The 16,118-nt window shown below is 44.8% G+C and carries 11 protein-coding genes; 7 read left to right on the top strand and 4 right to left on the bottom strand.

Annotated elements, in window-relative coordinates:
- Positions 1-77: 77 nt before the first annotated feature.
- Entirely contained in the window at positions 78-1,661 is a 1,584-nt protein-coding gene (locus L3V36_RS20970; RefSeq protein ID WP_017077249.1) for an ABC-F family ATPase, read from the bottom strand.
- Positions 1,662-2,112: 451 nt separating this feature from the next.
- Between L3V36_RS20970 and L3V36_RS20965 the strand changes: the two genes are divergently transcribed.
- Both L3V36_RS20965 and L3V36_RS20960 read left to right on the top strand, forming a co-directional pair.
- Positions 2,113-4,458, top strand: a complete 2,346-nt coding sequence (locus L3V36_RS20965; RefSeq protein WP_208775467.1) for an AAA family ATPase — start codon at positions 2,113-2,115, stop codon at positions 4,456-4,458.
- A 1-nt stretch (position 4,459) separates the two neighbouring features.
- Positions 4,460-5,347, top strand: a complete 888-nt coding sequence (locus tag L3V36_RS20960) for a mechanosensitive ion channel domain-containing protein (protein ID WP_004733762.1) — start codon at positions 4,460-4,462, stop codon at positions 5,345-5,347.
- 178 nt (positions 5,348-5,525) lie between these two features.
- On the opposite strand, the gene L3V36_RS20955 is transcribed toward L3V36_RS20960, so the two are convergent.
- The 3 genes from L3V36_RS20955 to L3V36_RS20945 form a co-directional block, all read right to left on the bottom strand.
- Complete coding sequence (locus L3V36_RS20955) at positions 5,526-7,145, bottom strand: methyl-accepting chemotaxis protein (RefSeq protein WP_065682421.1); 1,620 nt, start codon at positions 7,143-7,145, stop codon at positions 5,526-5,528.
- Between the two features lie 286 nt (positions 7,146-7,431).
- A complete protein-coding gene (locus tag L3V36_RS20950; protein WP_004733766.1) occupies positions 7,432-9,459 on the bottom strand; it encodes a cache domain-containing protein in 2,028 nt (675 codons plus the stop codon).
- Positions 9,449-10,912, bottom strand: a complete 1,464-nt coding sequence (locus L3V36_RS20945) for a sigma-54 dependent transcriptional regulator (RefSeq protein ID WP_208775469.1) — start codon at positions 10,910-10,912, stop codon at positions 9,449-9,451. The genes L3V36_RS20950 and L3V36_RS20945 overlap by 11 nt, the downstream gene beginning before the upstream one ends.
- 303 nt (positions 10,913-11,215) lie before the next feature.
- Between L3V36_RS20945 and L3V36_RS20940 the strand changes: the two genes are divergently transcribed.
- From L3V36_RS20940 to L3V36_RS20920, 5 genes are all read left to right on the top strand, one after another.
- The gene (locus L3V36_RS20940) at positions 11,216-12,022 is read left to right on the top strand and encodes a substrate-binding domain-containing protein (RefSeq protein WP_017077255.1); all 807 of its coding nucleotides are present in this window, start codon (positions 11,216-11,218) and stop codon (positions 12,020-12,022) included.
- A gap of 189 nt (positions 12,023-12,211) precedes the next feature.
- Positions 12,212-12,910: an ABC transporter permease gene (locus L3V36_RS20935; protein WP_017068184.1), complete on the top strand. Its 699-nt coding sequence runs from the start codon at positions 12,212-12,214 to the stop codon at positions 12,908-12,910.
- Positions 12,911-12,920: 10 nt separating this feature from the next.
- Complete coding sequence (locus L3V36_RS20930) at positions 12,921-13,640, top strand: energy-coupling factor ABC transporter ATP-binding protein (RefSeq protein ID WP_004733775.1); 720 nt, start codon at positions 12,921-12,923, stop codon at positions 13,638-13,640.
- On the top strand, positions 13,618-14,202 hold the full coding sequence (gene mobA / locus L3V36_RS20925) for a molybdenum cofactor guanylyltransferase MobA (protein WP_004733776.1): 585 nt from the start codon (positions 13,618-13,620) through the stop codon (positions 14,200-14,202). The genes L3V36_RS20930 and mobA overlap by 23 nt, the downstream gene beginning before the upstream one ends.
- Positions 14,202-16,019, top strand: coding sequence for a bifunctional molybdopterin-guanine dinucleotide biosynthesis adaptor protein MobB/molybdopterin molybdotransferase MoeA (locus L3V36_RS20920; protein WP_208775471.1), 1,818 nt, complete (start codon positions 14,202-14,204; stop codon positions 16,017-16,019). Before mobA ends, L3V36_RS20920 begins: the two co-directional genes overlap by 1 nt.
- Positions 16,020-16,118 lie beyond the last annotated feature (99 nt).

The following is a 16,118-nucleotide window of genomic DNA, read 5'->3' as shown; positions in this document are numbered from 1 at the left end:
CTTATTCATAAAGATAGAGGCCTTTTTAATCAGGGATACGTACTAACGTTGTATTACGTATTCATGTTTAATGCGTGCTAAGCGCGTGCTTTCAAGAACTCAGCGTAAGTACCGCGGAAGTCGTTGATCTTGCCGTCTTTGATTTCAAGAACACGAGTCGCTAGAGAGTCTACGAATACACGGTCGTGAGATACGAAGAACAATGTGCCTTTGTAGTTCTCAAGAGCCAAGTTAAGCGCTTCGATAGATTCCATATCCATGTGGTTTGTTGGTTCATCCATTAGCAGGATGTTTGGCTTGTGCATCATGATCTTGCCAAGAAGCATACGACCTTGCTCACCACCAGAGATAACCTTTACAGATTTCTTGATGTCGTCTTGACCAAATAGCATACGACCAAGGAAGCTACGAACAACTTGCTCGTCTTCGCCTTCTTGACGCCATTGGCTCATCCAGTCAAACAGGTTTAGATCTTCTTCAAAATCATGTGCGTGATCTTGAGCGTAGTAACCGATGTTTGAGTTTTCAGACCACTTATATTCACCAGTACGCGCTTCTAGGGCACCCGCTAGAGTGTTAAGTAGTGTTGTTTTACCCACACCGTTCTCGCCGATGATAGCAACACGCTCACCTACTTCGAAAATCGCATCGAACTTGTTGTATAGGTCTTCTTCAAAACCTTGAGATAGGTTTTCAACCACAAGCGCGTTACGGAATAGCTCTTTAGACTGTTCGAAACGGATGAATGGGTTTTGACGGCTAGACGCTTTTACTTCATCTAGTTGAATCTTGTCGATCTGTTTAGCACGAGATGTCGCTTGTTTCGCTTTAGATGCGTTAGCAGAGAAACGAGAAACGAACGTTTGAAGTTCAGCAATTTGTGCTTTCTTCTTCGCGTTATCAGAAAGTAGACGTTCACGAGCTTGTGTCGCTGCTGTCATGTACTCATCGTAGTTACCAGGGAACAGACGAAGTGCGCCGTAATCAAGGTCAGCCATATGTGTACAAACTGAGTTTAGGAAGTGACGGTCATGCGAAATGATGATCATTGTGCAGTTACGTTGGTTAAGCGTATCTTCCAACCACTTGATGGTGTCCATGTCCAGGTTGTTAGTTGGTTCGTCAAGAAGCATGATATGCGGGTCTGCAAACAGTACTTGAGACAATAGAACACGAAGTTTCCAACCCGGTGCTACTTCGCTCATTAGACCGAAGTGCAGTGATTCTTCAATACCTACCGCAAGAAGAAGCTCACCTGCTTTCGCTTCTGCCATGTAACCGTCCATTTCAGCGAACTGAACTTCAAGATCAGCCACTTTCATGCCGTCTTCTTCGCTCATTTCAGGCAAAGAGTAAATGCGGTCTCGCTCTTGCTTGATCGCCCAAAGCTCTTTGTGACCCATGATAACCGTGTCGATTACCGTGAATTCTTCATAAGCAAACTGGTCTTGGTTTAGCTTAGCAACGCGCTCATTTGGATCGTAGCTTACGTTACCTGCACTTGGCTCAAGTTCACCAGATAGGATCTTCATGAACGTCGATTTACCACAGCCATTCGCGCCGATTAAACCGTAGCGGTTGCCTTCGCCGAACTTAACTGAAATATTTTCGAAAAGTGGCTTAGCGCCGAATTGTTGGGTGATATTTGCTGTGGAGATCAATGCCGTTACCTTTTTAATGTGAAAAACGCCGCAACGTTACTTCTTCGGGGCTTTAACTGCAAGTCTTGATTGCAATTACTCGCCATTAAGTGAGTGATAACCTAGCCAAATCATAGTTTGAGCTGACTCACATTTTTGATTTTCTATTTGTCGTTAAAAAACCATCTACTTTCAGGAAAAACAAAATATCGAACAGCGCCCCATAATGGGCGGTATATAACGTCCCAAATCATGCCAACCATTGAATATATCGTATGCTGATTGGTCACAGTAAAACTAACCCGATCAAAGCAACAACAGACATAGGCAAGACTAGCCTAATCTCTGACAGTTTCATGACAAAATCAGCGGAAACGGGAATAAAGTACTCGCCCCCGATACGGGGTTGGATTTCACAAAGTAAGATTAACTAACTATAGTAATCCTAACCTCATAATTCTAAGAGACTTTTATGCGTTCACTTTCGCGCTTCTTAATCTTCACTTTGGCCATTCTCTCTTGGCCTAGTCATGCCAACTTGGAATATGACTTACAATCTCAGCCTCAGGTATCTAATAGTGCTGTAGATCTGGATAAGCGTATTGATTCCCTACCTGACCCACTCTTTATGGAGCAGTCGGACAGACGCCAAGTCAACATTTTACTTGCTGAAGTTCTGCGAGTTCAAAAGCTGGAAATAAAAACCTTCGAGCAACAGGTAAAAGCCTATAGAGATAACAACGACGCCGATCAATGGTTTGCCGTGCAGACCAGCTACGTCACTTTGAATAGCTTGAACGCAAGTAAACAGCATCTTTTAGAGCAGACAAACTCCGCGAATAAAGAGCGCTTAACCGGTTTTGGCCCATACGGCGTGACTCAATTTAAACAAGAGTGGGAATTAACCAAGCTCAATATTGAGTATCTTGTTTACTTCCAAATTCGTAGCTTTAAAGCATTAGTTAAAGACATTTTCATTTCTCCAGTGCCTGTCATTTGGGCTTCTCTAAAGGTGCTGTTTATTTACTTCGGTTTAGTATGGTGGCTTGCCAACAGCACTCGCTTGATTGAGTTGTTTAGAGTTAACTTTCTCGAAGCGAAAACGAACCCTCCTTTTTTGGTTCGTGTGATTTGGTATATCAGCCGCGCTGAGCGTGCGATTGCTTGGTTAATCGCCATCACACTTTCTTTGAGAGTGCTTTCTAGCATCCCTAGCCTGCAGCACCTGATTTTCCTAGAAATATTCACGTGGTGGATTCTAGGTGGTTCGATTGCTATCAGCTTTATTCTTGAATTTGCGTATCGCTTGGGTCGCACATCAAATCAAGAAGTCATCGCGCTGAGACTATCGACTATTCGTCGCTATGTTTGGAGTATTATTGTTGCAGGTCTGACTTTGCAGATATCGAGCATCACACTGGGTAAAGGCACCATTTACAGCTGGATCTACAGTGCGCTGTTTTTCTGGTTCGTGCTGGTCACGATATCGGTACTTAGATTATGGAGAGCGAAAGTCTTCGATACGCTGCAACACATCTCCGATCGTCCGGTGTGGGTTAACTGGGCGGTAAACCGTAAGGAAACCTTCTTACTTAATATACTGGCGACGGCAATTGGAATCGTCTGGTTGAGTGTTTACAACTTCCAACATCGAATCATGGCATTGCTTTCTAGTTACACGTTGTTTAGTCAGGCCTTAGCCTATCTCTTTCGAATCGAAGTGGCTAAACAGTCCGATCTTGATAAAAACCAACAAAACTTGGTTCGAATCAAAGGAGACAAAACCTATGAGTACATTCTGCCGGGTAATATCGATAGCACCTTAATTGATTACGCGGGCGATGAGGTTAAGCAACTCTCTCGTTATTTGATGTCGGACAGCCCTGCTATTTGTATTGTTTCAGGCGAACGTGGAGTGGGCGCTACAACGCTGCTTTATACCTTGCTGCATAAAGTATCCAACGCAGAGCCTGTTTACGTAAGTTGCCCTTACGCGGGTTACCAAGAGTTGTTAGCGCATCTAGCCGTGAGCATCGGCTTGGAAGAAAAAGCGACTGAGATTCAGATCTTGGCGCACCTTCGTAAAAGCAAGACCACGTACTTGATTGCGATCGACAATGCACAGCGATTAGTTAAGCCTATGGTTGGCGGCCTGTCTGATTTGATCCGTTTAACCAACCTACTGCGTCGCTCTAAAAAGAACCACCGTATCGTGATTTCGATTGCTAAGTCGAGCTGGCGATTTGTCGATCGAGCGCGTGGCGAACGTTTGCTGTTTGATTTGGTGTGTTTCCTACCACGTTGGACAGAAAAACAAGTCGGTGATCTTCTTAATAGCCGTATCAATACGGAACTTGAAAAGCCGTTATCGTTTGATGGTTTAGTTGTCCCTAAACAGTGGGACCAAGATGATATGAGTGAAGAAGAACGCGCACGCCAAGGCTTCTATCGAATCTTGTGGCACTACTCTGATGGCAACCCTACCGTTGCGCTGCGTTTCTTCCGACTCTCTTTGAACCGAAATAAAGAGACAGATCAAGCCGTGGTGCGTTTGTTCCATGTTCCTGAAGCACAGGAACTCGAGAATATGCCAAAACCTATGCTGGCTGTACTTCGCTCTATCGTGCAACTGGAAATAGCTTCTCCGGAGGTGTTGTCTGAATGTACTCAACTGAGCATTGCAGAGATAACCGGGATTCTACGTTATTTTGAAAGCCGTGGTTATATTGGTTGGCATGAAGAAAAGGCTCGAATTTCTGAGCATTGGTTCCGCCACATTACAAACGTTCTCGACCGTCAACATCTACTGGTGAAGTAAAATGAAGAAGTTATTTATCCTACTATTTGTTGGCTTGGCAAGTGCTGTCAGTTTCCCGACCTTTGCGACGGAAGAGTTAGCTAACGTAGAAAACATCTCAAAGATTGCGAGTTTGGTGCGTTGGAGCGGTGTGTTCTTCTCCATGATCGTTATTGCCGCAATGTGGTTGTTACTGAAGTTCATCAATTCGTTGGTGACCAGCTTTGGTAGTCAGTTCGTGCAATATCGAATGTTGCTACAGAAACTGCAGTCGTTTACTCAGTTCTTTATTTACGTGAGCACCGGTCTTATCGTGTTCATGATGAGCTTTAGAATCAACGATCAAATCTTAGCTTTGATTGGTGGTACCCTCGCCGTGTCGGTCGGCTTTGCGCTTAAAGACTTGGCAGCATCATTCATCGCCGGTATCACTGTGATGATTGACAGACCTTTTCAAGTTGGTGACCGCGTCACGTTTGAAGGTAACTATGGCGACATCATTACCATTGGTTTGCGTTCTGTTCGAATGAGAACCCTGAACGATGACATCATCACGATCCCGAACAACAAGTTCTTAAACGAAGTAACGACCAGTGGTAACTATGGCGCGCTGGATATGCAGGTGGTGATTCCATTTTATGTCGGTATGAATGAAGACATCACCCTAGCTCGAGACTTGATTCAAGAAGCGGCGTCTTCAAGTCGTTACATCCACTTGCCGAAGCCTGTTACGGTTCTGGTCAAACAGACGATCACGGATAATTACTTGGCGATACAGTTAACTTGTAAGGCCTATGTGGTCGACACGGCGTATGAGAAGCTGTTTGAAACCGATATTACCTTGCGTGTGATGAAAGAGTTTAGAAAGCACAATATCAACCCTCCGAAGATTTCAGTAACTGCACATTAACAAGATTGGCTTAACGCGCTCCTTTTGTTGAGCGAGCTAATGATCCAGTCATCTACAAACGAAAACACCTCCGAACTTATCTCAAGTGCGGAGGTGTTTTGTTATGGGCTTCTCGGATTCATCTCTTGAAGATAAGAAACCTGTGACTGGCATAGTTCGTTATGAAAAACCTTAGCGGTTAAACCTTAAAGTACTTTAACTGATCAGTAAGGTGTTCTGTAGTGTTGGCCATTTTCTGGCTATCCTCAGCTAACGACTGTGAAGCTTGCAATACTTCGTTAGCCGCCAGATGAATCCCAGTGACACTTTCACTCATTTCGGTTGCTACCGTGCTTTGTTGCTCCGAGGCGGCGGCGATTTGCGCGACCATGTCGTTGGCGTTGTGCAGTTCATTTACAATCACATCGAGTTGTTGGCGTGTTTCGTTAGACGCGACAACACTGTGATCGACTTTCTCATTGCTGCTTTGCATTGCTTTAAAGGTACGCTCGGCTTGCTGAGTCAGTTTTTCAATCGTCGATTGAACTTCATTGGTTGAGTTTTGAGTGCGGCTTGCGAGGTTACGTACTTCATCTGCGACTACCGCGAACCCTCTTCCTTGCTCACCTGCTCGGGCTGCTTCTATTGCCGCATTAAGTGCTAACAAGTTCGTTTGCTCAGAGACATCACGTATCACGCTCACCACTTGGCTTATCTCTGTGACACCAGATTGTAAGTCTCTGACGAGATCGTTCGCCGTCGAAATATTTTCTGAAACTTGAGATATGGTTTTAGACGTTACTTGCATGTTCTGGTCGTTCTGATTTGCGTGCTCGACAACCTTATTGGTGCTTGCGGCAGTATTTTCAGCATTAACAGCGACATCAGAAATGGTGGCACTCATTTCTGTCATTGCCGTCGATAGCAACTCAAGCTGTGCATGTTGTGAGTTAACACTGGTCGCAGCCTCTTCACTGGCTTGTGCAATGTGACTCGCCATGTTGCTGGATAAACCTGCTGATTCATTCGCTGTACGAAGCGTGCTTTGTAACTTGTTGAGCATGGTATCAATTTGATTACTCATATCGCCCAGTTCATCTTTACGTGTCATGTTCATGCGTACACGAAGATCCCCATCGGCAATCTTATGGGTGTTGTCGATAAGCTTGTTAAGTGGCACAAGGATATTGTTAGAAATCGCGTAGCCCATAGCAAACAACAGGCCTGATAATACAACCGCGACCAGCCCTTCTTTGAGCGCTAGTGCATAGAAGGCGTCTTGAATATCCGCAACTAAGATTCCCGAGCCAACAATCCAATTCCACTCAGGGAATAGCTGTACATATGAGATCTTGTCTTTGAGTTCACCTTGCGGGCTCATCCATTGATAATCAAGAAACCCTTTCTCCTCTGGGGTACGTGAAATGGTGACCATCTCACGCCAGTGGTGTTTACCTGCACCATCTTTAAAGTTACCTGCGTTCTTGCCATTGAGTTCAGGTTTTAATGGATGGATAACAACGTTGAGTTGTTGGTTTAAGATCCAGAAATAATTGGTGGTGTCGTAACGAAGCGTTTCAATTGCTTGCAGCGCTTGTTTCTTTGCTACTTCTTCACCGAGCACGTTACGTTGGCTGTAATAGTAACTCGCTAAGCTGACCGCGGTTTCGACTTGAGCACTGAGTTTATCTTGGCGCTCTTGCATTGAGCTTTCACGTTGTTGCATTAGGTTGAAAGATGACGCCATTACCAATAGAACAACCGATAAAATGACGATGGAGATAAGTTTTGATTTAATAGATAGATTACTTAATTTCATAGCTGACTGACTTTATTATATTTTTTGATTATGAATTTGGGGTCAATGTATCAAAAATCCGTACAGTTCAGATGATATGCATCAAGATCAAAAGATATACACTGTGTTACATATTCAAAAAGAGGTGCTCGTCAAACAGTCAGAGGTTGAGATTTAGTTGGCGATAGTTTAGTAGTGCAGGATTTTCGTGCTTGGGCTGAAACGTTCATGTAACAGCCCAAGCGCAGTAGAAATATTATCAGGTGATAATATGGTTGGATTCGATTCGAGCTTAAAGCTAAAAAAATTATAGGTTTGAGACCAATAACTGTGGTGTCGCTTTTTGCTGAAGGTAGATACTAAAGCGGCTTCCCTTGCCTACCTCAGATTCAACTCGGATCTCGCCACCCGTTTGGCTCAAGATACTTTGAGATACTGATAAGCCTAAGCCTGTACCGTCACGTTTGGTGGTGTAGAAAGGTGAAAAGATGCGTTTCAATTGTTCTTCTTTGATACCACACCCTTCATCTTGAACATGAACGATTGCACCATGAGACACGCCATTCTCCACCCAGTCTTCACTTGAGATAGTCAATGTGCCCTGTCCGTCCATGGCATGAATCGCGTTCATCTGTAGGTTAACCAAAATCTGCAAAAGTTGGTTTCGGTTAACTTCCACAGACGTTTTAGCATGCAGTTGTGATACGTAGACAATGCCTTTCTTTTTCGCGCCTGTTTTTACAAGCGTAATACTCTCATCCACTATTGGATTGATATGTTGCCACGTAATTTCGTCTTGTACGCCACCATGACGGCTATATTGAAGCAGGCTTCGCGTGATATTTCGGATTCGGTCAATCTGTTCCATGATCGCGTGGACTTCTTCGTCTACACGAGCGACTTCGTCACCGAGTTCAAACTTCATCAATTCGACATTGCCAAGAATCACCGCCGTCGGGTTATTAATCTCATGGGCAATACCCGCGGTTAATTCACCTAACGCGGCTAGTTTTTCATTGACCACCAGCTTGTCTCGAGCTTGGTTTAATAGTTTGATATGCAGTTCGAGTTCTTCGGTTTTCTCTTTCAAGCTAGCAGTACGAGAATGAACCTTACATTCGAGTTCTGAAGCGGCTTGTTGGATCTCTTGATTACGTTCGTGCAGCAAATCCAACATCTTATCGAATTGTTTAGCGAGCAAAGTCAGCTCGTGTTGATCGTTCAAACCAAGAGTGCCAATTCGCTTGTCTTGCCCCATCTGCACTAGCTTGACGACTTTATGGATGCGTTCAATAGGATTAAAAAGATCACGCGCACCACGGTGAACGATCAAACCAGAAGCCAGTAACAACAACACAATCGTAATGCTGATTTCACCAAGGTTAGTCAAGTATGTTTCCACTAATGGCCAAATCAGATAACCGGTATAAAGCATGCCGATGACGTTATCGAATTGGTCATGAATCGGTTGATACGCGGTGATGTACCAAGCGTCGTAAACATACGCTCTATCTAGCCACTCTTTGCCTTCATTCAATACTTTAGAATGAACCTCGTGAGAAACACGAGTACCAATTGCGCGCCCTGCACTTTCTTCGCTGCTCAACGGTACATTAGTGCTGACACGTAGGTCATCAAGGAACACAGTGACGGTACCAATGCGGCGATTAAAGCCCTCGCGTTGCGGATAAATGAGATTGCTGATCTGATCAACCAACTGTGTGCTGTTATTAAGGAGGATCCCGCCGTCAAGAAAACCAATCACGTGATCATTCTTGTCACGAATCGACACAACGGTGCGGCTAACTAACCCCCGAGTTTCAACATTTTGACTATTGAGCATTGGGACTTCGGCTTGCCTGGCAAGGTTTTGGTCTAAATCGTTGAGTTCGTTTTGGCTCAATACACTAAAGAACGATTCTTTGTGTGTCAGGTTGAGGTATTCAAGCTTTTTCTCCATGCTCTCGACGCTGCGCCAGCGTAGAAAATCGAGTTCATAGCGAGATTTGTTTTCAGAAACCCAACGTGTGAGCTCTTCTTTCGAAATATCGCTCGTGAGTTTGATTCGGAAGTTGTAAGACTCAGCAAATGCTTGAACGTTATAGGCCTGTTGGTTCTGAATTAGATGGATACTGTTGTCGGCAACATCCAAACGCTCATCGACATCAATCAGAGCCCCCTGCCACGTGTAATGTACTGACCAATACAGTGTTATAGCGACAAGCGCACATAAGGTAAGAATGATGGGAGCGGATGTTAGAAATAGCAGGCGATAACGCACCATGGTTTTGAACCGGAACGCCCACTTTGTCCACCAATGACGTCTAATCGGCATGTTCAGAGCCTTCTGTGTTCCATTCTTTGTACTTACGCTCTAGTGTTTTACGCGCCACACCGAGATCTCTCGCTGCTGCAGATTTATTGCCATCATGAAAACTCACCAGTTGTTCTATGTGAGATTTCTCGACTTCTTTGAGTGTCCAAGTGTTCGGGTAACCCTCAGCTGCGTCTACATTATTCAAGTTTGGTATTTCCGCCCCATGTGACACCGTCACTGAAATGCTGGTTGGGGCTGGATCACCATTCACTTCTCGCCAATAGTGTGCTGGTGGCTTGTCTAAAAGAATGCATCTTTCGACTAAGTTCTTAAGTTCGCGGATATTGCCCGGCCATTCGTATTCATTCATTGCCAAGATATCTTCATGTGCCCAGTTTGGAACCGGCATACCCAGTTCACTAGATAAAAGACGAGTGAAGTATGGAACAAGCTCTATCAGATCAGACGGTCGTTCTCTCAATGGCACAACATCAATCTTAAGTACATTGAGTCGGTAGAACAGATCGCGACGGAAGTGGCCTTTATCGACCTCTTCTTGAAGGTTTCGGTTTGTTGCTGCGACGACACGTACATCGACAGCGATCTCTTTCTCACTGCCAACTGGACGAATAGTACGTTGCTCTAACACACGTAACAGCGCTGCTTGCATTGGCAGTGGCATTTCACCGATCTCATCAAGGAACAAGGTGCCACCACTTGCGACTCTGAATAGACCTTCACGGTTTTTCTTCGCGCCGGTAAATGCGCCAGAGGTATGCCCGAATAGCTCACTTTCCAGAAGTTCAGGTGCAATTGCACCACAGTTGATTGGTACAAATGGGCCGCTACGCTTGCTGGCTTCATGTACACCACGAGCAACTAACTCTTTACCCGTACCCGACTCACCTTCTATAAGAACTGATGCTCTTGACGGTGCAAATTGACTGATCAGCAATTTGAGCTGTTTAGTCTTGTCTGAATTGCCGATCAATTCGGTCTTGATATGACGGCTAACATCGCGCTTCAACGCGTACTGCATTCTTTGGTCAAGGCGCTTGTCCATACAACGCAGAACCGCTTGTATCATTTGTTCGAGGTTGAACGGCTTAAGAATAAAATCTGAAGCACCAAGCTTAAGCGCAGATATCGTCATCTCTAAATCAGCATAACCTGTCATGAAAATCACATCGGCACGTTTGTCGTTGTCGTTAAACGCCTCTTCCCACTCAATACCAGACCGACCTGGCAGGTTGATATCAAGAACAATCAGATCAAAATGTTCGCTCGAACGCAGTATTTCGGCTTCTTCAACCGACCCTGCACTCGATACCTTGCCAAAGAACTTACCCAGAGCTTTCTTTAAAATAGCCTGCATACCCATTTCATCATCCACAACCAAGACGGAAAACGCTTGATATTGAGTCAATGTGTTCGGATTGAGGTTAGGTGCAGATGAACTAGGTGAAGACATAATGATTAGCCGGTGGGGAAAGTTGGGACAGAGTGTACCAATTAACCTTTTGTGCAACAGGGACAATGTGCGACATTTTGTCCTAGCTCATGTTTTGATTCATTTTAGAGGGCTAAATGACGCAGTTTTGTCCGAAATAACAGCAATTTAATGAGATCTGATGCATGATTTATTGGCATTAAGATTGCTTATAAGGTGTAGATTTCTAATTACAACAATTAGCGTCTTATGCACATGCCCTTTTTTGAGCCCTTTAAAACTGAAGGCATGTCATTCATTTATAACAGAATGGACATAATAATAATGAAAGCAATTCCCCTAACTATTGCAGCTCTATCTATCGTCAGTTACACGGCTAGCAGCGCGGAAGACACCACCCATATCAAATTGGCGACAACCACAAGTACCTACCACTCAGGTCTACTTGACTACTTATTACCTGAGTTCGAAAAAGATTCTGGTATCAAAGTTGATGTTCTAGCGGCGGGTACAGGTAAATCACTTCGCATGGGTGAGAATGGCGATGTAGACCTAGTGATGACTCACGCACCAAAGGCTGAAGCGAATTTCGTTGAGCAAGGTTACGGGGTTCTACCTCGCAAGCTGATGTACAACGACTTTGTCATTGTTGGTCCTCAAAGCGATCCAGCGAAGATTGAATCTCAAAAAGCAGTGACTGATGTGTTCAAAGCAATCGCGAACAATAACGTGACCTTTGTTTCTCGTGGTGACGACTCTGGTACTCATAAGAAAGAGATGGGTATTTGGGCACAAACTAAAATGGAACCAAACTTCGGTGGTTATCGCAGTGTTGGTCAAGGCATGGGCCCTACTTTGAACATGGCGTCAGAGATGCAAGGCTACACCATGACAGACCGTGGTACTTGGTTGGCTTACCAAAACAAATTGGATCTTAAAATCCTTTTCCAAGGTGACAAAAACCTATTTAACCCTTACCAAGTGATTCTTGTTAACCCAGAACGCTACCCGAGCATCAACTACCAAGCTGCGAAAGTATTCAGTGATTGGCTGGTTAACCCTAAAGGTCAGAAACTGATTAACGACTTTAAACTGCACGGCAAACAGCTGTTTGTTGCGAGCGCAGAATAGTTGGTTGTAAGTAAAGCGTAGCGTTGAAGGTGTAGTCAAAACCAACAAGCACTACACTTAGCTAAACAGTTAACGAAGCACTCTTAAAAACAATAGCTGGCCAATTCAAGCTCAAATAGTTTGTGTCAGCTATGATTAACATCAGTCATTACCGATAAAGACCTATTATCGATTCACACGAGATACTTCATGACCCTATGGCAAACAACGATTGATGCAATGAACCTACTAGTGAGTTTTGACCACGAATTGTGGAAAATCGTCGCAGTATCTTTCAGCGTATCTTTGTCCGCCATCTCATTAGTGATTGTTCCTGCAATCCTTATGGCTTTCTTATTGGCTTATACCGAGTTCCCCGGGAAGTGGGCATTGTTATCGGTGATCAATACCCTGCAAGCTATCCCAACCGTGGTTATCGGTTTGTTGATGTACATGATGCTCTCTCGTTCTGGCCCACTCGGTGATTGGGAATTACTGTTCACCCAAAAGGCGATGATTCTAGGTCAGATGCTGATCTGTTTCCCAATCCTAGTCGCGATGATGCACGGCGCTCTCCAAGCCAGTGACCGCCGAGCGGTTGAAACAGCGCGCACGCTTGGCGTATCAACCACACGTGTGGCATGTACCTTAATTTGGGAAACGCGCTTCCCTCTTCTAGCTGCAACTATCGCTGCCTTCTCTCGTATCGTCACTGAGGTTGGTTGTTCAATGATGGTTGGTGGCAACATTATGGGGATGACAAGAAACATCCCAACAGCTATCGCTATGGAAAGCCACAAAGGCGCATTCGCTCAAGGCGTCGCCCTCGGTATGGTGTTATTAGCATTGGCATTAGCCCTTAACTTTTTCCTTTCCAGTGTGAGAGGAAAAGGCTATTTAAGAACTTAGGAACGCTGTCATGAGTATAAAAATAACAACGCAGCAAATTTCAATGCGCTACAAAGAGCGTGTTTTGTTCCATATCCCTGAATTGTCGATCGGTCCCAACGATGCCATTTATCTCAAAGGAGATAATGGTGTGGGTAAAACGACCCTACTTAAAATATTGTCTGGACTGATTCAGCCAAGCTCTGGCCGCATTCAGTCTCCGACACAAAGCTGGCAGCAGATCTTATTCCCTAGGCTCAAGTTCAAAGACATTATCTACCTGCATCAAACCCCCTATCTTTTTGATGGTTCGGTGTACCAAAATGTCGCTTATGGCATTCGCTTTAACAAAGAGAGCCAAAAAGATAAGCGAGCTCAAATAATTAATGCGCTGAGAATGGTAGGTTTAGAAACCTTGGCAGATGAACACATTTCTGTGTTGTCTGGTGGTGAGCGTCAACGCGTTGCAATGGCACGAGCCTGGATTCTTAAGCCGTCAATCTTGCTTATGGATGAACCAAGTGCCTCTTTAGACAAAGAATCTATTGAAAGATTGGTGATAATGGCCGAAGATCTTCTTCAAAGAGGCGCGAGTTTAGTCATCACTAGTCACCAAACTAACGCGTTAACCGACTTATGTAAGAAGCAATGGTGGATCAAAGACAATACTTTGACCGAATCGCCGCTTCTGCAAGTTATTCAGAAAGATAAAGCACAAGAGAATATTTATGCTGCTTCCAACGCAAACTAGTTGGGTTATTTTGGCTGGCGGACAGGCCAGCCGCATGGGCGGAAAAGATAAAGGACTTGTTGAGCTCAACGGTTCTCCGCTTATTCAATACGTTATAAACAAGCTGTCACAACAAGATGTCAGCATCACCATCAATGCCAACCGTAACTTAGACAGTTACCAAGCATTTGCTCCGGTTGTTTCCGATTCCTTCCCTGACTATCCAGGTCCATTGGGCGGCATTCATGCTGGCCTTAAAAACGCGAGTACAGACTGGGTCGGCTTTGTCCCTTGCGACAGCCCACAAATCAGTGACGACCTTGTTGAGCGTTTTTGTTCTGCAGTTAAAGAAGACAGTGACATTCTTGTCGCGCATGATGGCGAATTTAAGCAACCTGTATTCACCCTATTCCACAAACGTGTTCTGCCAAAGCTAGAAGCGTTTTTGGAACGTGGTGATCGTAAAATCATCTTGCTATACAAAGAATGTGTTACCGAATACGTTGATTTCAGCGATTCTCCTAACTGCTTTGTTAATCTGAACACGCCAGAAGAACTCACCCAATTCGGAACGCTTCAATAATGAAAGATTCAAAACAACGCCCTAACCTTCCTCTATTGGGCTTTGCTGCTTATAGCGGTACAGGCAAAACAACGGTACTTGAAGCGTTACTGCCTCTGCTGACTAATGCGGGTTTAAAAGTGGGTGTTCTTAAACATGCTCACCACGATTTTGATGTCGATAAGCCGGGTAAAGACAGCTACCGCTTACGTAAAGCGGGCGCGAATCAAATGTTGATTGCATCGCGTAATCGTCACGTGATGATGACAGAAACGCCAGAAGCCGAAGCTGATTTTGATTACCTTCTGACACGTTTCGATACCAACACGCTGGACTTGATTCTGGTTGAAGGCTGTAAAAACATCGCCTTCCCTAAAATTGAATTGCACAGAGATGAAGTCGGTAAACCTTGGTTGTACCCGAACGATAACAACATTATTGCTATCGCGGCAGACATCCAAGTTGAATCAGAGCTGCCACAAATGGCGATCAGCGACTTAGAAGCGATTCGTGATTTCATCATCAATTACGCACAGTCCTTTGACCTTTCCTCAACAGCAGGCAAAGCCGTGTCATGCTCATCTTCAAAAGACGCTGCGCCCGCAGTGTGTTGTGATTCGTTCTCTCCTGCAGGTTTAACCGTTACTCAAGGCCAACAAAAGATTGTTGATAGCATTGACGCGCTCGATCTCACAGAGAGTGTTGAACTATTGCAGGGCTACGGTCGTGTTTTGGCTGAAGATGTAATCTCGCCAATCAATGTGCCTCAAAACACCAACTCAGCAATGGACGGCTACGCAATTCGTAGTGATGATTTAGAACTGGATAGTTACCAACTGGTTGCTGAAGTTATGGCTGGTCACAGCTACGAGCAAACTGTTCAACAAGGTGAAGCCGTTAAGATCATGACGGGTGCACCAATACCTGAAGGCGTTGATGTTGTTGTGATGCGCGAACAAGCCGTTCAAGATGGCGATAAGGTTAGCTTCCCTGATGCTAAAATCTCGGTTGGACAAAATGTCCGTATGGCGGGTGAAGATTTAGAAATCGGCCAACCTGTCTTTACTCGTGGTACACGCATCGAAGCACCTGAAATGGGCATGATGGCGTCGTTAGGTTTTGGTACCTGCCCTGTCCTGCGTAAAGTTAAAGTGGGTGTGTTCTCCACGGGTGATGAAGTTCAAGCACCGGGCAGCGAGCAAAAACCAAACTCTATCTATGACTCAAATCGTTTTACTATTATCGGCATGCTTCAAAAGCTTGGCTGTGACATCGTAGATTACGGCATCATTGAAGATGATGAGCAGAAGATGATGGACGTGCTGCACTCTGCGTCGTTAGAGACCGACATGGTTCTGACTTCTGGTGGCGTATCTGTTGGTGATGCGGATTACATCAAGCTTGCGTTAGATAAGCTAGGTGAAATCAACTTCTGGCGTATCAATATGCGTCCGGGTCGCCCACTGGCTTACGGCAAAATTGAAGACAAACCTTTCTTCGGTTTACCGGGTAACCCAGTTGCTGTGATGGTGTCGTTCATTAACTTTGTAGAGCCAGCGATCCGCAAGCTTCAAGGTCAAACGAACTGGACGCCAGTGAAAGCAAATGCCGTAGCGACTGAACAATTGCGTTCACGCCAAGGTCGTACTGAGTTCAGCCGTGGTGTGTTCTCGATGAATGAATCGGGTGTGCTTGAAGTGAAAACAACCGGCAAGCAAGGTTCAGGGATCCTGCGTTCAATGAGCGAAGCAAACTGTTTAATCGAAATCTCACCAGCAGTTGATACCGTGAAAGTTGGCGAAACAGTGACGATCATACCTCTGCAGGGGCGCGTTTAATTCACAGCTTAATCAGCTAAGTTGACTTACCAGATCTTTAATTGACTTAGCGGACCTTTGTCATGAATAGATGAAGCCCCTTCTATCGAGCTTTCGATG

The sequence above is a fragment of the Vibrio sp. G-C-1 genome (assembly GCF_021728015.1).
Lineage (GTDB): Bacteria > Pseudomonadota > Gammaproteobacteria > Enterobacterales > Vibrionaceae > Vibrio > Vibrio splendidus.
The sequence above is the reverse complement of the archived record's forward strand: the minus strand, read 5'-3'. Positions and strand labels throughout refer to the sequence as shown.